Source organism: Nocardioides sp. 503 (assembly GCF_004522095.1).
Taxonomy (GTDB): domain Bacteria; phylum Actinomycetota; class Actinomycetes; order Propionibacteriales; family Nocardioidaceae; genus Nocardioides.
Genome location: NZ_SPUI01000002.1, coordinates 984,235 through 1,005,697 on the forward strand (window position 1 = coordinate 984,235; position 21,463 = coordinate 1,005,697).

Annotated in this window: 17 protein-coding genes; 9 read left to right on the top strand and 8 right to left on the bottom strand. The window is 72.0% G+C overall.

What is annotated here, in order from left to right; all coding sequences use genetic code 11:
• The first annotated feature begins 93 nt into the window (after positions 1-93).
• From E4622_RS05765 to E4622_RS05785, 5 genes are read left to right on the top strand one after another with little or no spacing between them, the layout of a single operon-like run.
• Entirely contained in the window at positions 94-1,380 is a 1,287-nt protein-coding gene (locus E4622_RS05765) for an extracellular solute-binding protein (RefSeq protein WP_134739070.1), read from the top strand.
• A 7-nt stretch (positions 1,381-1,387) separates the two neighbouring features.
• The gene (locus E4622_RS05770) at positions 1,388-2,281 is read left to right on the top strand and encodes a sugar ABC transporter permease (RefSeq protein WP_245155897.1); all 894 of its coding nucleotides are present in this window, start codon (positions 1,388-1,390) and stop codon (positions 2,279-2,281) included.
• A 26-nt stretch (positions 2,282-2,307) separates the two neighbouring features.
• Positions 2,308-3,147, top strand: a complete 840-nt coding sequence (locus tag E4622_RS05775; RefSeq protein ID WP_245155898.1) for a carbohydrate ABC transporter permease — start codon at positions 2,308-2,310, stop codon at positions 3,145-3,147.
• Positions 3,148-3,170: 23 nt separating this feature from the next.
• Entirely contained in the window at positions 3,171-4,202 is a 1,032-nt protein-coding gene (locus tag E4622_RS05780) for a LacI family DNA-binding transcriptional regulator (protein ID WP_134739073.1), read from the top strand.
• A complete protein-coding gene (locus tag E4622_RS05785; protein ID WP_134739074.1) occupies positions 4,199-6,487 on the top strand; it encodes a glycoside hydrolase family 3 N-terminal domain-containing protein in 2,289 nt (762 codons plus the stop codon). Before E4622_RS05780 ends, E4622_RS05785 begins: the two co-directional genes overlap by 4 nt.
• On the opposite strand, the gene E4622_RS05790 is transcribed toward E4622_RS05785, so the two are convergent.
• On the bottom strand, positions 6,468-8,369 hold the full coding sequence (locus E4622_RS05790; RefSeq protein ID WP_134739075.1) for a PKD domain-containing protein: 1,902 nt from the start codon (positions 8,367-8,369) through the stop codon (positions 6,468-6,470). The genes E4622_RS05785 and E4622_RS05790 overlap by 20 nt on opposite strands.
• 113 nt (positions 8,370-8,482) lie before the next feature.
• Positions 8,483-9,295 (bottom strand): crotonase/enoyl-CoA hydratase family protein, encoded by an 813-nt coding sequence (locus E4622_RS05795; protein ID WP_134739076.1) that lies wholly within the window; start codon positions 9,293-9,295, stop codon positions 8,483-8,485.
• 45 nt (positions 9,296-9,340) lie between these two features.
• Here E4622_RS05795 and E4622_RS05800 point away from each other — a divergent pair, with 45 nt between their 5' ends.
• Positions 9,341-10,984: an acyl-CoA synthetase gene (locus tag E4622_RS05800; RefSeq protein ID WP_134739077.1), complete on the top strand. Its 1,644-nt coding sequence runs from the start codon at positions 9,341-9,343 to the stop codon at positions 10,982-10,984.
• Complete coding sequence (locus tag E4622_RS05805) at positions 10,984-12,093, top strand: nitronate monooxygenase family protein (protein ID WP_134739078.1); 1,110 nt, start codon at positions 10,984-10,986, stop codon at positions 12,091-12,093. The genes E4622_RS05800 and E4622_RS05805 overlap by 1 nt, the downstream gene beginning before the upstream one ends.
• A gap of 6 nt (positions 12,094-12,099) precedes the next feature.
• On the opposite strand, the gene E4622_RS05810 is transcribed toward E4622_RS05805, so the two are convergent.
• Positions 12,100-13,173: a glycoside hydrolase family 6 protein gene (locus E4622_RS05810; protein WP_134739079.1), complete on the bottom strand. Its 1,074-nt coding sequence runs from the start codon at positions 13,171-13,173 to the stop codon at positions 12,100-12,102.
• Positions 13,174-13,258: 85 nt separating this feature from the next.
• On the opposite strand from E4622_RS05810, the gene E4622_RS05815 reads away from it, so the two are divergent.
• Positions 13,259-13,573 carry a Dabb family protein gene (locus E4622_RS05815; RefSeq protein WP_134739080.1) on the top strand — a complete coding sequence of 105 codons (315 nt, stop codon included), beginning with the start codon at positions 13,259-13,261 and terminating at the stop codon, positions 13,571-13,573.
• Positions 13,574-13,651: 78 nt separating this feature from the next.
• Here the strand turns inward: E4622_RS05815 and E4622_RS05820 are convergent, their stop codons facing one another.
• Together E4622_RS05820 and E4622_RS05825 are read right to left on the bottom strand one after the other, a co-directional pair.
• Positions 13,652-14,944, bottom strand: a complete 1,293-nt coding sequence (locus tag E4622_RS05820; protein WP_134739081.1) for an HNH endonuclease signature motif containing protein — start codon at positions 14,942-14,944, stop codon at positions 13,652-13,654.
• A 519-nt stretch (positions 14,945-15,463) separates the two neighbouring features.
• Positions 15,464-16,891, bottom strand: a complete 1,428-nt coding sequence (locus E4622_RS05825) for an MDR family MFS transporter (RefSeq protein WP_134739082.1) — start codon at positions 16,889-16,891, stop codon at positions 15,464-15,466.
• A gap of 57 nt (positions 16,892-16,948) precedes the next feature.
• On the opposite strand from E4622_RS05825, the gene E4622_RS05830 reads away from it, so the two are divergent.
• Positions 16,949-17,596, top strand: a complete 648-nt coding sequence (locus E4622_RS05830; protein ID WP_134739083.1) for a TetR/AcrR family transcriptional regulator — start codon at positions 16,949-16,951, stop codon at positions 17,594-17,596.
• On the opposite strand, the gene E4622_RS05835 is transcribed toward E4622_RS05830, so the two are convergent.
• Genes E4622_RS05835 through E4622_RS05845 form a run of 3 tightly spaced genes read right to left on the bottom strand, consistent with a single transcriptional unit; the run spans position 17,581 to position 21,454 of the window.
• The gene (locus E4622_RS05835) at positions 17,581-19,152 is read right to left on the bottom strand and encodes a long-chain-fatty-acid--CoA ligase (protein WP_245155899.1); all 1,572 of its coding nucleotides are present in this window, start codon (positions 19,150-19,152) and stop codon (positions 17,581-17,583) included. The two genes, E4622_RS05830 and E4622_RS05835, sit on opposite strands and share 16 nt — an antisense overlap.
• Complete coding sequence (locus tag E4622_RS05840; protein ID WP_134739084.1) at positions 19,152-20,255, bottom strand: acyl-CoA dehydrogenase family protein; 1,104 nt, start codon at positions 20,253-20,255, stop codon at positions 19,152-19,154. Before E4622_RS05840 ends, E4622_RS05835 begins: the two co-directional genes overlap by 1 nt.
• An 11-nt stretch (positions 20,256-20,266) precedes the next feature.
• Positions 20,267-21,454, bottom strand: a complete 1,188-nt coding sequence (locus tag E4622_RS05845) for an acyl-CoA dehydrogenase family protein (RefSeq protein WP_134739085.1) — start codon at positions 21,452-21,454, stop codon at positions 20,267-20,269.
• Positions 21,455-21,463: the final 9 nt, after the last annotated feature.

Here is a 21,463-nt window from a genome sequence, read left to right on the forward strand (position 1 = left end):
GTTATCGACAACGATTGACAAGAGTGCCGAGCGGTGGCACCTTGCCGTGTGACGAACGTCTCAACGAGCGTTGGGGCGGGACGGAGGAACCCCATGAGGTCGAAGACCCGACGCGCGGCCCTCGCCGTGCTCAGCGCCGGAACGCTGCTGCTCGCAGCTGCCTGCGGCGGCGACGACTCGTCCGAGGCGGACGAGAGCACCATCACCTGGTGGCACAACTCGAACAACGAGCCCGGCAAGGGCTACTACGAGCAGGTGGCCAAGGACTTCGAGGCCGACCACCCCGGCGTCGACGTCCAGGTCAGCGCCATGGCCCACGAGGACATGGTCGACAAGCTGGCCGCCGCCTTCCAGAGCGGTGACCTGCCCGACGTCTACATGGAGCGCGGCGGCGGCGAGCTGGCCGACCACGTGGAGGCCGGCCTGGTCCGCGACCTCTCCGACGACGCCGCCGACGAGGTCGAGAAGATCGGCGGCTCGGTCGCCGGCTGGCAGGTCGACGACAAGACCTACGCCCTGCCGTTCTCCCTCGGGGTGGTGGGCTTCTGGTACAACAAGGAGCAGTTCGAGCAGGCCGGCATCACCGAGCTGCCGATCACGATGGACGACCTCTACGACGTCATCGACAAGCTCAAGGCCGCCGACCTCACGCCGCTCTCGGTGGGCGCGGGCGACAAGTGGCCGGCCGCGCACTACTGGTACGCCGCCGCGCTGCGCTCCTGCCCCGAGGAGGTCCTCACGGACGCCGTCGGCAGCCTGGACTTCTCCGACGACTGCTTCGAGCGGGCCGGGGACGTCGTCGAGGAGCTGATCGAGACCGAGCCGTTCAACGCAGGCTTCCTCAGCACGCCGGCCCAGGAGGGCGCCACCTCGGCGTCGGGCCTGCTCGCGACCGGCAAGGTCGCGATGGAGATGCAGGGCCACTGGGAGCCCGGCGTCATGCAGGGCCTGACCGACGACGGCAAGGGGCTGGGCGACAAGACGGGGTGGTTCCCGTTCCCCGAGGTCGACGGCGGCGAGGGCGACCCCGCGGCCCAGCTCGGCGGCGGCGACGCCTGGGCGGTGCCGGAGGGCTCGCCCGACGTGGCGGTCGACCTGGTGAGGTACCTGCTCTCCGACGAGGTCCAGACGGGCTTCGCCGAGAACGACATGGGGCTGCCGACCAACCCGGCCGCCACCGGCGCGGTGTCGGACCCCGCCCTCGCGCAGCTGCTCGAGGTGCGCGACGCGGCGCCGTTCGTCCAGCTCTACTTCGACACCGCCTTCGGCGAGTCGGTCGGCGGTGCGATGAACGACGAGATCGCGCTGATGTTCGCCGGCAAGGCCTCGCCGGACGACGTGGTCTCGGCCACGCAGCAGGCCGCCGACGAGGAGAAGTGAGCTGAGCGTGACTCGCGGGGGCTGGCGTCAACGGCTGGAGATCCTGCTGTTCGTGACGCCGGCCCTCGCCCTCCTCGGCGTCTTCGTGGTGTGGCCGATCGCCTCGGCGGTCCGGATGTCCTTCTACCGCTGGAAGGGCTTCGGCCCGATGGAGGACTTCGTCGGGCTGCGCAACTACGACCGCGTGCTGGGCGACGACGTCTTCCGCGACGCGGTGGCCCACAACGTCGTGATCGTCGTGGCCTCGATCGTGGTGCAGCTGCCGCTGGGGCTGGCGATCGCGATGCTGCTCAACCGCAAGATCCGGCTCCGGGGGCTGCTGCGCACGATCGTCTTCGTCCCCTACGTGATGGCCGAGGTCATCGCGGGCGTCATCTGGTTCCAGCTGCTCCAGCCGCGCTACGGCGTGGTCGACGGCATCATCTCCGCCGTCGGGCTCACCCCGCCGGAGCAGGGGTTCCTCGGGACCCCCGAGCTGGCGCTGCCCACGCTCTTCGTGGTGCTGACCTGGAAGTACCTCGGCCTCGCGGTCCTGCTGTTCCTGGCGGGGCTGCAGGGCGTGCCCGACGAGCTCTACGAGGCCGCCCAGCTCGACGGGGCCGGCTGGTGGCAGACGCAGGTGCGGGTGGCGCTGCCACTGCTCGGGCCGACCATCCGCACCTGGCTGTTCCTCTCGATGATCGGCTCGCTGCAGCAGTTCGACATGGTGTGGGTGCTCACCGGCGGCGGTCCGGCCAACGCCACGACCACGATGGCGACGTACCTGATCAACCAGGGCACCCAGCGCCACAACTACGGCATCGCCGGCGCGGCCTCGGTGGTGCTCTTCCTGGTCAGCTTCGTGATGGCGTTGGCCTACCAGCTCCTCATCCTCCGACGGGACACGGTGACCCAGGAATGAACGGCACAGCGATGAAGGAGAACGAGATGTCGACCCGCCGCATGCGGCCGTTCGGCGCCGGCGGACCGCTCACCTACTTCATCGCGCTGGTGGTGGTGGCCCTGACCGTCGGGCCGGTCCTCTACGGCGCGATGGGCGGCTTCCGCAGCAACGAGCAGCTCGCCCGTGACCCGGCGGGGCTGCCGGAGCCCTGGCTCCTCACCAACTACGAGGGGGTCTTCGGCAACCCCGACTTCTGGCGCTACGCCCTCAACTCCACCGCGATCGCGGTCATCACCACCGTGGTGGCCGTGGCGTGCGGGGTGATGGCGGCCTACCCGCTGGCGCGCTACCACTTCAAGCTGCGCGAGCCGCTGTTCATGGTGTTCGTGCTGGGGCTGCTCTTCCCGGCGGCCGTGGCCATCATCCCGCTGTTCATCCTGGTGACCCGCGACCTGCAGATCGGCAACACCTGGTGGGGCGTGGCGCTGCCGCAGGCGGCCTTCTGGCTGCCGATCACGGTCGTGATCCTGCGGCCCTTCCTGATGGCGATCCCGCGCGAGCTCGAGGAGGCGGCGCTGATGGACGGCGCGTCGCGGGTCGGGATCTTCTGGTGGCTGATGCTGCCGCTGTCCATGCCCGGGCTCGTGACGGTCGCGGTCCTGGCCTTCGTCGGCTCGTGGAACGCCTACCTGCTGCCTCTCCTGCTGCTGCAGGAGGACATGCGTACGCTGCCCCTCGGCGTCGCCGACTACTCGACCGAGCACTCGGCCGACACGGCGGGCGTCCTGGCCTTCACCACGATCGCGATGATCCCGGCCCTGGTGCTGTTCCTCGCGATGCAGCAGCGCATCGTCGGCGGCCTCCGGGGCGCGGTGAAGGGATGAGCAGCCGTGCGGGAGAGGACGAGATGACCAGGGACCACCACCCGACGGGCAGCCGCGTCACGATGCAGCAGGTCGCCGCCGAGGCCGGAGTGTCGGTCTCGACGGTGTCCAAGGTGATCAACGGGCGCTACGGCGTCTCGAGCGACACCTTCGACCACGTCACCGAGATCGTCAGCCGGCTCGGCTACGAGGCCAGCCTGGTCGCGCGCAGCCTGCGCAACAGCCGCACCAACGTGCTGGGCGTGCTGGTCGCCGACTTCGAGCCGTTCAGCACCGAGGTGCTCAAGGGCGCCGCCGACGCGATCCGCGGCACCGGCTTCGAGCTCGTGGCCTACTCCGCGGGCGGCCGCGTCGACGAGCACGTCGGCTGGGAGCGGCGCTACCTGTCGCGCGTCATGGGCACGCTGGTCGACGGCGCGGTCCTCGTCACGCCGACGGTCACCGACGTCCAGTACGACGGCCCGATCGTCGCGGTGGACCCCCACACCGGCCGGTCCAGCCTGCCGACCGTGACGGCCGACAACCTCCAGGGTGCGCGGCTGGGGGTCGACCACCTGCTCGGGCTCGGTCACCGCCGCATCGGCATGGTCACGGGCCGGCCCGACCTGGTCTCGGCCCGGCTGCGTGAGCGCGGCTTCCGCGAGGCGCACGCCGCCGCCGGCGTACCCCTCGACGAGTCGCTGCTGCGGCTCGGCGCCTTCGAGCAGGACCAGGCCGGCGACGCGGCCCGCGAGCTGCTGGCCCTGCCCGACCCGCCGACCGCGATCTTCGCGGCCAACGACCTCTCGGCGATCGCGGCGCTGGAGGTGGCCGCGGAGCTGGGGATCTCGGTCCCCGAGCAGCTGTCGGTGGTGGGCTTCGACAACATCCCCGACTCCGCCCTGTCCTCCCCGCCGCTCACGACCGTGCAGCAGCCGATCCGGCAGATGGGGCACGACGCCATCGCGATGCTGGTGCAGATGATCGCCGGCGAGGAGCTCGCCGAGACCCACGTGACCCTCGAGACCACGCTGGTGAGGCGTCGGTCCACCGCCGCCCCGGGAGGCACCCCATGACCGATCTCTGGCAGGACCCGAGCGAGACCCCCGAGGCACGGGTCGCCGACCTGGTGCCGCGCATGACGCTCCGGGAGAAGGTCAGCCAGCTCTCCGGCATCTGGTGGCTCGACCCCGAGGCCGGCGGCATGGCCCCGATGCTGCGCGAGACGCTCGGCCCCCAGCCCGACTGGGACGAGCTGATCGAGGACGGCCTGGGCCAGCTGACCCGCACCTTCGGCACCGCGCCCGTCGCGCCTCGCGAGGGCCTCGAGCTCCTGGCTCAGCGCCAGCGCGACATCGTCGCCGCCAACCGCTTCGGCATCCCGGCCCAGGCCCACGAGGAGTGCCTGACCGGGCTCGCGGTCTGGGGCGCCACCGTCTACCCCTCGCCGCTCTGCTGGGCGGCGACGTTCGACCCCGCCCTCGTGCAGCGCATGGGGGAGCGGATCGCGGCGTCGATGCGCGCCCTCGGCGTCCACCAGGGCCTCGCCCCCGTCCTCGACGTGGTGCGCGACGCTCGGTGGGGTCGCGTCGAGGAGACCCTCGGCGAGGACCCGTTCCTGGTGGGTCTCATGGCCAGCGCCTACGTGCGGGGTCTGGAGGAGGGGGGAGTGGTCGCCACGCTCAAGCACTTCCTCGGCTACTCCGCCTCCCGCGCGGCCCGCAACCTCGCGCCCGTGTCCGCCGGCCCCCGCGAGCTGGCCGACGTGTTCCTGCCGCCGTTCGAGATGGCGCTGCGCGCCGGCGCCCGGTCGGTGATGAACTCCTACACCGACATCGACGGCGTCCCGGCGGCCGCCGATCCCGAGCTGCTGACCACCCTCCTGCGCGACCGGCTCGGCTTCGAGGGCACGGTCGCGGCCGACTACTTCTCGGTGGCCTTCCTGCAGAGCCTGCACCGCGTCGCCGCCGACCTCGGCGAGGCGGCGGGCCTGGCGCTCGAGGCCGGCATCGACGTCGAGCTGCCCTCGCCCAAGGCCTACGAGGAGCCGCTGCTGGCGGCGGTCGCCGCGGGCCTCGTCGACGAGAAGACCGTCGACCGGGCGGTGTCGCGGGTGCTGCGGCAGAAGTGCGAGCTGGGACTGCTCGACCCGGGCTGGGCGCCGGTGGAGCCGGCCGACGTCGACCTCGACGACCCGGAGTCGCGCGCGCTCGCCCTCGAGCTGGCCCGGCGCTCGGTCGTCCTGCTCGCCAACGACGGCGCGCTGCCGCTGCGCGAGGGCGTCAAGGTCGCCCTCGTCGGCCCCCGGGCGGACACCCCGCAGGCGATGCAGGGCTGCTACGCCTTCCCCATGCACGTGCTGGTCCACCACCCCGAGGTGGACGACGGGCTCACGATCCGCACCGTGCGAGAGGTGCTCGCCGAGACCTACGACCTCTCCTACGCGCTCGGCTGCCCGGTGCTGGGTGGCGAGGACGCCGACCTGGCCGAGGCCGCGGCGACCGCCGCCGCGGCCGACGTGTGCGTGGTCGTGCTCGGCGACCAGGCCGGGCTGTTCGGGCGGGGCACCTCGGGCGAGGGCTGCGACGTACCCGACCTGCGGCTGCCGGGGCGCCAGGAGGAGCTGGTGGAGGCGCTGCTCGAGACCGGCACCCCGGTCGTGGCGGTGCTCCTCGTCGGTCGCCCCTACGACGTCAGCACGATCGCGCCGCGGCTGGCGGGGCTGGTGTGCGGCTTCTTCCCCGGCGAGGAGGGTGCGCAGGCGGTGGCCGACGTGCTGTCCGGCCGGGTCGACCCGTCGGGGCGGCTGCCCGTGAGCTTCCCGGACTCCGGCTCCACCCAGCCGTGGACCTACCTGTCGCCGACGCTGGGCCAGCTCACCGACGTGAGCAGCGTCGACCCGACGCCGTTGTTCCCGTTCGGCCACGGCCTGTCCTACGCCTCGGCCACGTGGGTCTCGGTGGCGGGCACGACCGGGCCGCGATGGGACACCGACGGCGTCTGCGAGGTCGAGGTCGAGCTCCTCAACGAGGCCGACCGGGTCGTCTCCGAGGTGGTGCAGGTCTACCTCCACGACGTCTCCGCGTCGGTCGTGCGGCCCGTGCAGCAGCTCGTGGCCGCCGCCCGGGTCGACCTGGAGCCGGGCACCCGCGCCACGGTCCGCTTCGCGCTGCACGCCGACCTGACGTCGTTCACCGGGCGCGACCTGGTGCGCATCGTCGAGCCCGGCCCGGTGGAGCTGTGGGTGGGTGCCTCCAGCGCCGACGTGCGCGACGTGGTCGCCCTCGACCTCGCCGGGTCCTCACGCCAGGTCGGTCACGACCGGGTGCTGGAGCCGGAGGTCACCGTCGTCCGACCGTGAGGCCCCGGACGGCGGGGCGGCTCCGGTTGCCCGCGGCATCGCGAACCACCACGACGACCCGCCACCGGCCCTCTGCCAGGCGCGGTAGGCGCACGGTCCAGGCACCTCGCCGGGCGAGCCACTTGGTGACCACCATCCGCTTGGTGCCCTGTCGGGTCAGCGTCACCCGGACTCGTCCCCGCTCGGTGGTCCGCAAGGAGACCCTGCCCGGGTCGATCCGCACCCTCGTCAGGCGGGGACGGGTGGTGTCCGGGACGACCACCGTCCTCGTCACCGTGGTCGTGCCGCCGAGCTGGTCGGTCGATGTGACGGTGACCCTGTGTCGTCCCTCGGTCCGGAACGCGTGCCGAACGCTCGTGCCGCTCACGGGGGCGCCCCCGTCGAAGCTCCACCTCGGCGTGGTCGCCGGTGCGGACCACACGTCCTGAGCGCTGGCGCGAGCGGTGAAGGTGCGACCGCGACGCACGCTGACCGGGACGGACGCCGCGAGCCGCGGCCCCGCCGCGTCGAACGCGCGGAGCAGGCCGTAAGAGCTGCCGCCCTCGTGCGTGTAGAAGACGGCCGCGTTGCCCTGGGGGTCGGACGCCGCCCCTATCATCCCGGCCTGGTCGCTGGAGCCGTCGTGGTCGGTCGGCGACAGGACCCCGGCGCCGCTCATCGTGCGGAACTGCGCCCGGTTCGGCGGCAGCGTCTCGCGCCACGCGAACACGGCGCCGCCGGCCGACCCCGTGGCGACCACCCGGCCGCCGCGACCGGATCCGGTCAACATCTGGACGCCGGACCACGCGCCGCCCGGCGCCCTCACCACGACCGCCTGGTGCTGCCTGCTGGTGTGGACGCCCACCGTCGTCACGGCGACCGCGCGTGGGCCCGAGGCCACCAGGTCGGTCAGGCGGTAGTCGCCGGTGGTGGGTGCGGTCTCGGGCCTCGTCCGCCAGGCCCCGCCCGGCGGCCGGTGGAAGGCCCGGACCGCGTGCAGCTCGAGGGCAGGGAGACCAGCGGTGGTGTACGCCGTCACGAGGGTGCCGTCGCTCGTCGTCGTGAGCATCGGTGGCTCCATCGCGGTCCCGCTGGTGGGCGTGCACCGCCCGGAGGTGTAGGTCCCCTGGGCCGGGTAGGAGGCGAGGACCCGCGGGGGCGAGCTCGTGGGCGAGCCCGGGCGCACGTCGGTGACCACGAGCGAGCTGTCCGTCGTGCACGGCTGCCCCTCGGTGTCGCCCGTCAGGTCTCGGAGGCGACGCAGCACGAGGTGGCCGGCCCCGTCCCTCCCGATCGCGAGCTGCGCGTCGGCGTAGAAGGCCCCCGAGGCGAGGACCGGGATGGTCACGCGGGTCGAGGACCTGCCGTCCGCCGCGACGATCTCCACGCGGTTCAGGTTGGGGTCGCCCGAGACCCGCTCGGTCACCCACAGCCGGCCCTGCCCGTCCATCGCAGTGCCACCCAACGCCGTAGCCGAGAGGCGGTAGGGGGCCGACCACGTCGTTGCGCCCTTGGACAGGACCGACACCACCGGGAGGGAGTTGAAGTCGCCGGGGTTCCAGATGGCGGCGAGCGCCCCATCGGGCGCACCGTGGAGGGTGAGCCCCGAGGGCGAGAAGGGCTGGCCGCCGCCGCCGTCGAGGTAGGTCACCGCGCCGAGCGCGGTGCCCGGACGGCGTACCTGGACCTGCACGACGCCCTGGTCGGGTGCGGTGATCTGACCCACGACCAGCGACCCGTCACCGGCCATCGCGATCGCGCCCACGTGGTCGACGTGCGCACCCTCGAACAGCACGACGGGGGAGAGGAACACCGGCTCCGCCCGCGAGGGCGTGGGGGCGACCAGTGCGGCCCCCAGGGCGAGCAGGGCGGTGAGCCACCGTCGAGAGGTGCGTGTGGGCATGGTGGAACCCCGGGAGGTGAGGAGGAGGGTTGACGAGTCCCAGCCACCTCAACACGGAATCTCTGCCTGGCGACGGGCCAGAAGCGGACATGACCGCTTGTGGACCGCGCTCGTCAGGTGCCCGTGAACTCCGGTGCCCGCTTCTCGGCGAAGGCGCGGGGGCCCTCCTTGGCGTCGTTCGACCTGAAGACGGCCGCGCCCACCCGAGCGTCGTCGGCCCAGCAGTCGTCCTCGTGCTTGCCCTCGGAGTCGCGCATGGTCCTCAGGATCGCCTGCACGGCGATCGGGCCGTTGGCGGCGATCAGGTCGGCGATCTCGTGGGCCTTCTCCAGCGCCTGGCCGTCGGGGACGACGTGGCCGATCAGCCCGACCTCCTTGGCCTCGGGCGCCTTCATCGTGCGGCCGGTCAGCAGGAGCTCGGCCGCCACGGTGTAGGGCAGCTGCCGGATGAGGCGGACCGCGGAGCCGCCCATCGGGTAGAGGCTCCAGCGGGCCTCGGCGACGCCGAACTTGGCCGACTCGCCGGCCACCCGGATGTCGGTGCCCTGCAGGATCTCGGTGCCGCCGGCGACGGCCGGCCCCTCCACCGCGGCGATCAGCGGCTTGGTCAGCCGGAAGCCCTTGAGCAGCGACTTGATCACCGACGGGTCGAACTCGCCGGACTCGAAGCTGGCCGAGGGCGGCCGGGAGTTCATCGCCTTGAGGTCGGCTCCCGCGCAGAAGTAGCCGCCGGCACCGGTGAGGATGCAGACCCGGATCGAGTCGTCGGAGTTCACCCGGTCCCAGGCCTCGCTCATGATCGCGAGCATCTCGCCCGACAGCGCGTTGCGGGCCTCCGGCCGGTTCATGGTCACGACGAGCTTGTGCCCCACCTGCTCGACGAGGCAGTGGGGCTGTGCTTCCTGAGGCGGGGCGTCCTGGGTCATCCCAGGAGGCTAGCGAAAAACAAGAACGTGTTCTAGTCTCGCGGCGTGGCCCTCAACATCGCTGATCTGTTCGAACACGCCGTCGACGCCGCCCCGGACAACCCGGCCCTCAAGGTCGGGGACCGGGTGGCGACCTACGCCGACCTGGAGCGCGACGCCAACCGGCTCGCGCACTACCTGCAGTCCCGCGGGGTGGGTCCGGGCGACCACGTCGCGGTCTACGCCAAGAACAGCGTGGAGCACGTCGTGGCGGTCCTGGCCGTCACGAAGGTGCGCGCGGTCAACATCAACGTCAACTACCGCTACGTCGAGGGCGAGCTCAACTACCTCTTCGACAACGCCGACGTCGTCGCGCTGATCCACGAGCGCACCTACTCGCCGCTCGTGGCCGCCTGCGCGCCCCAGCACGAGAAGCTCACGACCTTCGTGGCGATCCCCGACGTGCTCGACCCCGACAACGACGCCGACCTCTCCTCCTTCGGCGGCGTGACGCTGGCCGAGGCGCTCGAGGGCCAGAGCGAGGCGCGCGACTTCGAGGAGCGCAGCCCCGACGACCTGCACATCATCTACACCGGCGGCACCACCGGTTTCCCCAAGGGCGTCATGTGGCGCCACGAGGACTTCTGGCGGGTGCTCGGCGGCGGCATCGACTTCTACAGCGGCGAGCCGCTCGACGAGCTCGACCAGTCCAAGCAGGCCACCGAGCCCCGGATGGTCACGTTCCCGCTCAGCCCGCTCATGCACGGCGGCGCCCAGGCCGGCCTGCTGATGCACCTCTTCGCCGGCCACCTGACCGTGCTCGAGCCGAAGTTCGACGCGCAGCGCACCTGGGAGATCATCGAGCGCGACGGCGTCCAGCTGATCTTCATGACCGGCGACGCGATGGCCCGCCCGCTGATCGAGGAGTACGAGCGCAAGGCCGCGACCGGCACGCCGTACGACGCCTCCAGCCTGTTCGTGATCTCCAGCAGCGCCGCGATCTTCAGCCCCCAGGTCAAGGAGCGCTGGATGGCGGCGTTCCCCAACGGCGTCTTCACCGACTCGGTCGGCGCGTCCGAGACCGGCTTCCAGGGCATGGGCATGCAGGACAAGAACTCCATCAGCCACGACGGCCCGGTCGTCGGGCTCGGCCCCGCCAGCGTGGTCATCGGCGACGACAACCACGTGCTCGACCTCGCCTCCAACGTCGGCAGGATCGGGCGGCTGGGGCGCGGCGGGTCGGTGCCGGTGGGCTACTACAAGGACCCCGAGAAGTCCGCCAAGACCTTCGTGATGATCGACGGCGAGCGCTACTCGGTGCCGGGCGACTTCGCGCGGATCGAGACCGACGGGCGGGTGACCCTGCTGGGCCGCGGCTCCAACTGCGTCAACACCGGTGGCGAGAAGGTCTACCCCGAGGAGGTGGAGATGGCGATCAAGGGCCATCCCGCCGTCTACGACTGCCTCGTGGTCGGGATCCCCGACGAGAAGTACGGGCAGGCCGTCGCCGCGGTCATCCAGCCCCGCGAGGGCGAGACCGTCAGCCTCGACGAGCTGCGCGACTTCCTGCGTGTCTCGCTCTCGGGCTACAAGCTGCCGAGGGCGCTGACGCTGGTGCCCGAGATCCCGCGCAACGCGACGGGCAAGGCGCAGTACCCCAAGGCCAAGGAGATGGCGCTCGCCACCCAGTCCGCGGGAGCGGGTGCCTGATGCGCACCCCGCTGTGCGAGGAGTTCGGGATCGACTACCCGATCTTCGCGTTCACGCCCTCCGAGCACGTCGCGGCCGCCGTCTCCCGGGCCGGTGGCCTCGGGGTGCTGGGCTGCGTGCGCTTCAACGACACCGAGGAGCTCGAGCGGGTCCTCACCTGGCTCGACGACAACACCGACGGCAAGCCCTACGGCGTCGACATCGTCATGCCCATGAAGATCCCGACCGAGGGCACCTCCCTCGACCTCGGCGCGATGATCCCCGAGGAGCACAGGCAGTTCGTCGACGAGACCCTGCTCAAGCTCGGCGTCCCGCCGCTGCCCGAGGGCGAGGGCCGCGAGGGCGTGCTCGGCTGGCTGCACTCCGTGGCCCGCTCGCACCTCGACGTGGCGCTCCAGCACCGGCCGGTGCTGATCGCCAACGCGCTGGGCTCGCCGCCGGCCGACGTGATCGAGAAGTGCCACGAGCACGGCATCAAGGTCGCCGCGCTGGCGGGCGCGGCCAAGCACGCGCTCAACCACGTCGCCAACGGCGTCGACATCATCGTGGCCCAGGGCTACGAGGCCGGCGGCCACACCGGGGAGGTCGCCAGCATGGTGCTCACCCCCGACGTCGTCGACGCCGTCGGCCCGGACGTGCCCGTCCTGGGCGCCGGCGGCATCGGCTCGGGCCGCCAGGTCGCGGCCTCCCTCGCTCTCGGCGCGCAGGGTGTGTGGATGGGGTCGATCTGGCTCGGCACCGAGGAGTACCAGCTGATGGGCGCCGCCAACAGCGAGGCCTGGGAGACGGCGTTCACCCGCGCCACGAGCAGCGACACCGTGCGCACCCGCGTCTACACCGGCAAGCCGGCCCGCCTGCTCAAGACCAAGTGGACCGAGGCCTGGGCCGAGGAGGGCGCCCCGCAGCCGCTGCCGATGCCGCTGCAGAACCTGCTCGTGGCGCAAGCGCACAACCGGATCTCCGCGGCCAACGACCCTGACGTCATCTCGATGCCGATCGGTCAGATCGTCGGCCGCATGAACGAGGTGCGCCCCGTGGCCGACGTCATCGCCGACCTGGTCGCCGAGTTCGAGGAGACGGTCCGCAAGCTCGACAAGATCACCGGCTGAGGGCTGTCAGTAGGGCGTCGTCCGTGCGATCTGGAGCGCTCGCTTCAGCTTGAACGGCGTCGCCTGGAAGTAGAGCCACGGCCGGCCGGACCAGATGAAGGCGTCGACCGTCGCGCCCGCCAGAGCGCGTACGTCGGCGGGCAGGCCGGTCGCGGGGCTCGTCACGTCGGTGGTCGGCGGGATGCCCAGCGTCACGCAGCGCTGCTGCGTCCGGGTGCGGCACGGCGCCGCGTCGTCGAAGTCGCGCCCCTTCGGGTGCGCCTCCCACCACCCGTGGGTGAACGGCCGGCCGCTCTGCGAGGTGTCGATGACCGCCCGTCTGCCGGGGAACCCGCGCGCCGCGAGGCGGGCGGCGACCTGCGCGGCGTACCGGATGTTGGCCTCGGGGGAGTCGTAGTGCGTCGCGTTGAGCGCGAAGCCGCGTGCGTGCTCGACGCCGAGGTCCACGAGCAGGTCGGCGGCGTCGTCGGGGCCGAGCCAGTCGGACGCCCCGGCGTCGAGGTAGACGTGGGTGTGGGGCAGGGCGCCGAAGACCTTGGCGCTCCACGCGATCAGGCGGCTCGGGATCTTGGACCCGCGCGGCGCGCAGCGCGCGAACGGGCCGTCGGGCTGGAGCACCAGCATCGTGTGCGTGTCGTCCAGCTCGCGCGCGAAGCGGCGGACCCATCGCCGGTAGCTCGCGCGCTCGGCCTTGGTGGGCAGGCGCTTGCACGCGTTGTGCTCCCACGGCCGCATGCGGAACACGCTCATCGAGACCATGACCTCGGGGTCGCCGCCGGTCGCGTTCTCGACGTACTTGCGGACCTTGGTGGCGATCTCGTCGTCGGGGATCCAGCCGCCGAACCACGTCGCCTTCGGTCGCAGCGCGATCTTGCCGAGCAGCGCCTTGCGCGCGCCCGTCGAGCGCTCGTAGGGCTTCCAGGCCAGCTCCTGCGTGCCCTTGTAGACGCCCCAGGTGCGACCCGCGAGCGGGTTGAGGGGGTCGGGGTCGCGCGGCGAGGCCGCCCCCGAGTGCGCCGGGGGAGCCAGCGTGAGGGAGGCCGCCAGGGCCACGAGGAGGACGATCATGCGCCGAGTCACGCGCTCAGGCTACGGCCGCCGGCCGGTGGGCGCTGCGGAACGGACGACGTGCCCGGCGGCGTCCGCGCCCCTGTACGTTCGCGACATGACCCTCCTGAGCGGCCCCCGCGTCCGGCACTCCGTCGTCTTCACCCTCCGCCACGAGGAGGGCAGCCCCGAGGCCGCGACCTTCCTGGCCGCCCTCGCGGCGCTCGGCGCCATCGAGGGCGTCGAGGAGCTCGAGGTCGTGCGCGAGGTCAGCCCCAAGAACGACTACCGCCTGGGCGTCGCCATGGAGTTCGCCGACCGCGCGGCCTACGAGGCCTACAACACCCACCCCGACCACGTCGCGTTCGTCCGTGACCGCTGGGACGCCGACGTCGCCGACTTCATGGAGATCGACTTCGAGGCCCTCGGCTAGGAGGCGCCCCCGCCTCGGCCTCCCTCGACGTGGTGTTCCTAGCGCGCCGATGACCCCGCCGAGGCGGGTGTGGGGCGCTCAGGTTCGTCGTTCGGGCTCGCGGGTCATGGTCGGGGTGGTGATGGCCTGGGTGCCGGTGTGGTCGCGACGGTAGAGGTGCCCGAAAGGTGAGTGCCACAGGTAGGTGCCGCGGTCGAGCACGTCGTAGTCCCACCGGCCGTGGGTCTTCAGCCGATGGTGACCTCGACACAACGGTGCGGTGTTGCACGAGCACGTCGGCCCGCCGTCGGCGTGGGGGATCGCATGGTCGACGTCGCAGCGGACCGCGGGTCTGGTGCACCAGGGGAAGACGCAGGTGAGGTCGACGAGCTCGTCCTGCTCACGGAGCCGGTCGGGGATCTCGTAGGCCGCGACATGGATGTGCCCGGCCAGGTCCCGCACCGGCTTCACGATCACGCGGGTGTCAGGGCGTCCGCACCACTCCCGGATCGTCTCGGCGAGCAGCGGTGTGCGGGTGTTGCCGAGGCGTCCGACCCCGTCGAGGCCCTCATGCACGTGGACGACCACCTCGGTGGTTGAGGAGGGACGAAGTCCCGTCTCGAAACCATCGTCTCCGGCACCGTCAGCGTCGTCGAAGGGCAGCGATTCATACCCCCGCGCGAGGTCCCCGGCCGCGATCGACCTCCGCACATCCAACGACTCCTCCGAGCCGGCTGCCTTGAGCTCGGCGGCGCGGTGGGACAGGGCGGTGTCGAGGGCTAGGCCGTCGACGTAGTCCAGCGTCCCGGTGACTTCGACGGTGCCGTTGATGGAGACGTGGGCCTTGTCGATGTCGAGCCGGCGGGAGTCGGCCTCTTCGCGGCGGGCCTTCTCGGCGGCTTCGGGGTCGAACCTGGCTTTGGCGGCGGCGATCTGGCGCTCGATCTCGGCGAAGGAGATCTTGTGGGCGACGAACCCCACCATCCGGTCGACGTAGGCGGCGCCCGCTTCCGGCAGGGCCATGGTGTGCTCGGCGATCCAGCGGGCTTTGTAGAAGGGCAGCTCCATGGCCTCGACCCGTGCCCAGACCCGGGGCAGCCGGTAGCGGACCTCGAGGGCGGCCCCGACGTAGCGCTTGGCGGAGTCGGTGGACATGCCCAGCGCGGCGCCGAGCTCCATGACCGCGAACTCCGAGACCCAGGGGGCGCCGTCGCCGGCGAGCGGGATGCCGTGGTCACCGAACGAGGCTTCGCCTTCGTCGTCGGTGGCGTGCAGGATGCACCACTGCAGAGCACTGCGGAGGGTGTCGAGCTCGCCTTGGGCTTGGGTGGTGCGGCCCGCGCGGACCTGGGCCAGCACGTGGCTGGCTTCGGGTCCGGTGGGGTTGCTCATGGGTCTACTCAAGCACTCGCCACCGACAGTCGAAGCCCTGCAAGGGGGCTCAGGAGGCCTTATCCACAAGGGCTCTCGAAACTTTCTCAAAGTTTTTTCTGGGGTGGTTTCGAGACGGGACTTCGTCCCTCTCAACCACCGAGCCGACCCCGTTGGTTGAGGAGGCGATCAGAGGTGCGTGGGTCTCGACGGGCGCTCGCTGGCGCTCGCTGCTCGACCACCGGAGGGTGGTTTCGAGGCTCGCTTCGCTCGCACCTCAACCACCGGGGCGACCCCGTTGGTTGAGGAGGTTGCGCTAGCAACCGTCTCGAAACCAACCCACCAGACGCCCGGCAGCGGCGCGCGACCTACCGCCCACCTCGTCCCACTCACTGCCAACCACCGCAACCACCAGCGGCGCGCAAGCCAAAGACCAGTCCCCGGGGAGGCGACCAGAGGTGCGGGGGTCTCGACGTGCGCTCGCTGGCGCTCGCTGCTCGACCACCGGAGGGTGGTGTCGAGGCTCGCTCCGCTCGCACCTCAACCACCGGTGGGGACTTTGCGGGTGGAGGGGATGAAGAAGGCGAGGATGAGCGGGACGACGCTGAGGGCGGCGATCCACCAGAACGTGTGGGTGAAGGCGTCGAGGACCTGGGCGGAGCTGGTGGCGTCGTCGAGGTAGCGCTGGAGGACGACCGCGATGACGGTGACGCCGAAGGGGGCGCCGACGCGCTGGACGATGCTGAAAGCGGCGCTTCCGCGCGGGGTCTCGGCGGGGCTGAGGGAGGCGAACGCCATCGTCATCAGGGGGAGCGAGGCGGCGCCCATGCCGAAGCCCTGGACGAGCTGGGCGGCGAGCAGCAGGGCGGTGCCGCCGGTGGCGCCGGCGAGCGCGAACGGCACCATGCCGAGCATCATCAGCACCACGCCGCCGGCGACGACGACGCGGCCGTCGAGGCGCCGGCCCAGCCGGCCGCTGAGCACGATGTAGAGCATGGTGCCGAGGCCCTGGGGGATGAGCAGCAGGCCCGTGTGCATGACGGACTCGCCGCGCACCTGCTGGTAGAAGAGCGGCAGCAGGAACATCACGGCGTACATCGAGAAGCCGCCGACGAACGTGATGACGCTGGACAGCCCGAAGCTGCGGCGTGCGAAGACGCGTACGTCGATCAGCGCGCGGCCGGGCGCGCGCAGGGCGCCGACGGTGAAGACGACAAGCAGCGCGACGCCGACCACGATCGGGAGCCAGGCGCTCGTGGCGCCGAAGCCGCCCGCGCCGCCGACCCGGCTGAGCCCGAAGGCGACCAGGGCGACGCCGGGGGTCAGCACCAGGAAGCCGGCGAGGTCGAGCCGCTGTCCCCGCTGGCCGGCGCTCGCGGGCAGGACCAGGGGACCGAGGGCCAGGGCGAGCAGGCAGAGCGGGAGGTTGACGAGGAACAGCCAGTGCCAGCTGAGGGAGTGGACGATGGAGCCGCCGATGATCGGGCCCAGGATCGGCGCGAGCTGGCCGATCAGCCCGATCGTGGCGATGGCCCGGCCGATGCGGTCCTTGCCGGCGGCGCGCGTGAGGATCGTGATCGTCACCGGCAGCACGAGCCCGCCGCCGATGCCCTGCAGCACCCGGAAGCCGACCAGCGACGGCAGCGACCAGGCGAGGCCGCAGAGCAGCGAGCCCACCATGAACGTCGCCACGGCCGCCATCCACGTGGAGCGGGCGCCGTAGCGCTCGGTCACCCACCCCGAGACGGGGATGACGGAGACGAACGCGAGCAGGTAGCCGGTCGTCACCCACTGGGTGTCGGCCACCGTCGCGTCGAAGGTGGTGCGCAGGTGGTCGAGGGCGATGTTGACGATCGTCGTGTCCAGCAGCGTGGTGACGGCGCCGAGGACCAGCACGAGACTGATCAGGTTCAGCCGGCGGTCGGAGACCGGCGCGGCGGTCTCGGGAGAGGTGGCGGTGGAGGTCATGCCACGACACTACACCGTGTCGTGTAGTGGGTACACCGATAAGTGTAGGATCACGTCGTGAGCCGCGAGACGACCACCAAGCCCGTGCGTGAGGGGCTCGCCCACAAGCGCGCGGCGATCCTCGCGGCGGCGCGCGAGCTGTTCGTCGCCCACGGCGTCGAGCGCACGAGCATGGACGCCGTCGCCGCGGCGGCGGGCGTGTCGAAGCGCACCGTCTACGACTACTACGGCGACAAGCACGGCCTGCTGATGGCGGTCATCGTGGACGCGGGGGAGTCGCTGCTCGTGACGCTGCGGCAGGCGATCGACGACCACCTCGCCGACGACGCCGGGATCGACGACACCGCCGGCCTCGAGCGGGCGCTGACGTCCTTCGCCTGCGAGCTCGGCACCTCCATGCTCGCGTCCTCCGACTACACCGCGACCGTCCGGCTCATCACCGAGAACGCCGCCGTCCTGACCGAGCTGCGCACCCACCCGCTCAACGTCGCGCCGGAGGAGGCGGTGGCCGAGCGCCTCGCGCACTTCGCGACCCGTGGGCTGCTGGAGACCGACGACCCGCGACTGGCGGCCGACCACTTCAACGCGCTGACCACGCTGCTGGCCTTCAGCGGTCAGCAGGTCGACGGCGAGGACCCCGACCGGGTCCGCCGCATCATGACCGACGGGGTGCACGCGTTCATGCGGGCCTACGGAGCGCGGTAGGCGGTCCCTCGCGCGTCGCGGGTCCAGGTGGCACCGGCGGGACCGGCGGCGGAGAGCTGGCGCTTGAGGACCTTGTTGGTCGCGGTGCGGGGCAGGTCGTCGACGACCTTGACGAAGCGCGGCCACGCCTTGGGTGAGAGGTCCGGCTGGGCGGCGAGGAACGACTCGAGCTCGTCGGGGCCCACGGGCGACAGGGTGATCAGCGCGGCCATCACCTGGTCGCCGACGGACTCGTCCGGCACGGCGTAGACGGCGGCCTCGGAGATGGCCGGGTGCCGCAGCAGGATCCGCTCGATGGGCGCCGCGGCGAGGTTCTCGCCGTCCACCCGCAGCCAGTCCGCCGTACGACCGGCGAAGTAGACGAAGCCGTCGGTGTCGCGGTAGGCGAGGTCGCCGGACCAGTACATGCCCGACCGCATCCGCTCCGACTCCGCGTCGGGGTCCTTGTAGTAGCCGGCGAACGCGCCGGCGCCCTGGGTGTTGACCAGCTCGCCGGTCGCCGCGTCGGCGTTGAGCAGCTCGCCGTGCGGCCCGAACTCCGCGTCCGGCGTCTCCTCCAGGCTGACCGGGTCGAGCACCTTGACCCCGTCGAGCGGCCGGCCGAGGCTGCCCGGCGGCATCTCCGGCACCCGCTGCACGACCACGGCGTTCTCGGTCGAGGAGTAGGAGTCCACGACCACGCAGCCGAAGCGCTCGCCGAAGGCGGCGATGTCGCGCTCGTTGGCCTCGTTGCCGAAGACGATCCGCAGCGGGTTGTCCGCGTCGTCGGGCAGCTCGGGCGTCGCCATGATGTAGGTGAGCGGCTTGCCGACGTAGTTGGCGTACGTCGCGCCGTAGCGGCGCACGTCGGCGAGGAAGCCCGACGCGCTGAACCGCGGCGCCAGCGCGATCGTCGTCCCCGAGGCGACCGCCGGACCCCAGCCGGCCATGATCGCGTTGGAGTGGAACATCGGCATCGACAGGTAGGCCACGTGCTCGGGCCCCAGGCCGAAGCGGTCCGCGAGGAACAGCCCCGGGAACGCCACCTTCACCTGCGTGACGTTGACGGCCTTGGGGTTGCCCGACGTGCCGGACGTGAAGATCAGCATCATCAGGTCGTCCATGACGACCTCGACGTCGGGCACGCCGGCGCCGGCGTGCTGGGCCAGTAGGGCCGCCCACTCGTCGGAGTCGGTGCGCAGCACCGGGACCCCCGGGTCGAGGCCGTCCAGCAGCGGCGCGTACGTCGCGTCCGTGACCACCACCTGGCAGTCGGAGCGAGCGATGTCGGCGAGCAGCGACTCGCCGCGACGCGTCGTGTTGAGCCCGACGACCACCTGGCCGCCCAGGGCGGCGCCGCCGAGCAGCAGGCTGAACTCGGGGGTGTTGTCGAGCAGCACGCCGACGTGCGGGGGCGCGCCGTCGCGGAGCAGCGACGCCATCACCGCAGACCGCACGCACGACTCGTCGAGCACCTCGTCCCAGGTCCAGGAGTCGTCACCCGCGAGCAGCCCGGCGTGGGTCTCGCCCCGTCGCGCCAGGAGCTGGTTGCGGACGGTGATCTGCTCCTCAGCCACTAGACGGGCTCGCTCGCGAGGGCGCGCCCGATGGTGAGCGCCTGCTCGGTGGCACCGCCGAACAGGAACTCGAAGCGCTTGGCGCTGGTGAAGAAGCGGTGCGCCTCGCCGTCGAGGTCGATGCCGACCCCGCCGTGGACGTGGACGGTCGTGTGCGCCAGCCGGTGGCCCGCGTCGGCAGCCCAGAGCTTGGCGGTGGCGACCTCGGTCTCGGCCGGCAGGCCCTCCGCGAGCCGCCACACCGCCACCCACAGGGTCAGCCGCTGGGCGAGGACGTCGATGTAGCCGTCAGCCAGGCGCTGAGAGACCGCCTGGAACGTCCCGATGGGACGCCCGAACTGCTCGCGCGTCTTCGCGTACGACGCCGTCAGCCTCAGTGCGCCCTCCGTGACGCCCAGCTGCTCGGCGGCCGAGCACACGGTCAGCAGCTGGCCGAGACGCGAGGCGGCCTCGCCGTCCGCCGTACCGACCAGGGAGGCGGTGGCGCCGGTGAGGTCCAGGCGGGCCACGGCGTCGCCGTCGCTGGTGTGCTGCTCGACCAGCTCGACGCCGTCGGCGCCCGGCTCGACGAGGAAGACCCCGACCCCCTCAGGCGTCGAGGCGGTGACCAGGATCGCCGCCGCGGCCAGGCCGGCCCGCACGATCGCCTTGGACCCCGACAGCGTCCAGCCGCCACCGTCCGGAGCCGCCGTGACGGTCGGCCGGGCGGGCAGGTGCGCGCGCTCCTCGGCCACGGCGGCCGTCAGCACGCCCTCGCCCGAGGCGGCGCCGGGCAGCCAGCGCGCCTGCTGCTCGTCGGTCCCCGACTCGGCCAGCAGCAGCGCTGCGGCGCCGTGCACGGCGAGCGGCACGGGCGCGACCGTGCGGCCGACCTCGACCAGCACGCGGCACAGCTCGAGCAGGCCCAGCCCGGCGCCGCCGTGCTGCTCGGGCACGGCCAGCGACAGCAGCCCGGCGGAGCCCAGCTCGGCCCACAGCGCGCGGTCGAAGCGGTCGCCACCGCGCTCGACCTCCTGGAGCCGGTCGTTGCGCGTGCGATCGGCCAGGATCTGCGCGGCCAGGGCGGCCGCCTCGTCCTGCTCGGCTGTGAAGGTGAAGTCCATGTCGTGCCTTCCTAGCGCTTGGCGGCGGGCAGGCCGAGTCCGACGTAGCCGATGATGTCGCGCTGGATCTCGTTGGTGCCGCCGCCGAAGGTCATGACGAGGGCGGAGCGGAAGTAGCGCTCCAGGCGCCCGGCGAGCACCGCGCCCTCCGAGGCCCCGGTGATGCCGGCGTTGGGGCCGACGATCTCCATGAGCGCGCGGTAGACCTCGGTGGCGAGCTCGGAGCCGTAGATCTTGGTGGCCGACGCCTCGGCCGGCGAGAGGTCGACCTTGGCGTCCGCGTCGGCGGCGAGCTTCCAGTTGACCAGGCTCAGGGCCTCGATGCGGGCGTGCGCGCGGCCCAGCGCGATCTGCACCCACTCGGAGTCGATCACCCGCTGGCCGTCGGGGTTCTTGGTCTGCTGCGCCCACTCGCGCACCATCCGCAGCGAGTGCACGAGCGGCGCGGCCGACGTGAGCGCCACCCGCTCGGCGTTGAGCTGGTTGGTCATCAGCGACCAGCCGCCGTTGAGCTCGCCCACCAGGTTGGCGGCCGGGACGCGCACGTCCTCGTAGTAGGTCGCGCTGGTGCCGACGCCGGCCACGGTGTGCACCGGCGTGTAGGAGACGCCCGGGGCGTCGGCGGGCACCAGGATCATCGAGAGGCCCTTGTGGCGAGGCAGGTCGGCGTCGGTGCGGCAGGCCAGCCAGATCCAGTCGGCGTACTGGATCAGCGAGGTCCACATCTTCTGCCCGTTGACGACCCACTCGTCGCCCTCGCGGACCGCCCTGGTCGCCAGGGACGCGAGGTCGGTGCCGGACCCGGGCTCGGAGTAGCCGATCGAGAAGTGCAGGTCGCCGGCCAGGATGCGGGGGAGGAAGTACTCCTTCTGCTCGTCCGTGCCGTAGCGCATGATCGTCGGCCCGACGGTGTTGAGCGTCAGGTAGGGGATCGGCACGCCGGCGACGGCCGCGGCGTCGGTGAAGATCAGCTGCTCGACCATCGAGCGCGCCTGACCGCCGTACTCCTGGGGCCAGCCGATCCCGAGCCAGCCGTCCGCCCCGACCTGGCGGATGACCTCCTTGTAGACCGTCGAGTCCCCGAACTCGCCGGTCGCCGAGGCGAGACCGGCCCGCCGCTCGGGCGTCACGAGCTCGGCGAAGTACTCCCGGAGCTCCTGCTGGAGGCGGACCTGGTCGGCGTTCAGGGCGACGTGCATACGCGCAAG

Coding starts and splice junctions, on each gene's coding strand:
- E4622_RS05790 (WP_134739075.1), bottom strand. CDS start 8,369: ATGCCCACACGCACCTCTCGACGGTGGCTCACCGCCCTGCTCGCCCTG.
- E4622_RS05825 (WP_134739082.1), bottom strand. CDS start 16,891: ATGACCTCCACCGCCACCTCTCCCGAGACCGCCGCGCCGGTCTCCGAC.
- E4622_RS05795 (WP_134739076.1), bottom strand. CDS start 9,295: ATGACCCAGGACGCCCCGCCTCAGGAAGCACAGCCCCACTGCCTCGTC.
- E4622_RS05815 (WP_134739080.1), top strand. CDS start 13,259: ATGACCCTCCTGAGCGGCCCCCGCGTCCGGCACTCCGTCGTCTTCACC.
- E4622_RS05840 (WP_134739084.1), bottom strand. CDS start 20,255: ATGGACTTCACCTTCACAGCCGAGCAGGACGAGGCGGCCGCCCTGGCC.
- E4622_RS05820 (WP_134739081.1), bottom strand. CDS start 14,944: ATGAGCAACCCCACCGGACCCGAAGCCAGCCACGTGCTGGCCCAGGTC.
- E4622_RS05805 (WP_134739078.1), top strand. CDS start 10,984: ATGCGCACCCCGCTGTGCGAGGAGTTCGGGATCGACTACCCGATCTTC.
- E4622_RS05785 (WP_134739074.1), top strand. CDS start 4,199: ATGACCGATCTCTGGCAGGACCCGAGCGAGACCCCCGAGGCACGGGTC.
- E4622_RS05775 (WP_245155898.1), top strand. CDS start 2,308: ATGTCGACCCGCCGCATGCGGCCGTTCGGCGCCGGCGGACCGCTCACC.
- E4622_RS05780 (WP_134739073.1), top strand. CDS start 3,171: ATGACCAGGGACCACCACCCGACGGGCAGCCGCGTCACGATGCAGCAG.
- E4622_RS05765 (WP_134739070.1), top strand. CDS start 94: ATGAGGTCGAAGACCCGACGCGCGGCCCTCGCCGTGCTCAGCGCCGGA.
- E4622_RS05845 (WP_134739085.1), bottom strand. CDS start 21,454: ATGCACGTCGCCCTGAACGCCGACCAGGTCCGCCTCCAGCAGGAGCTC.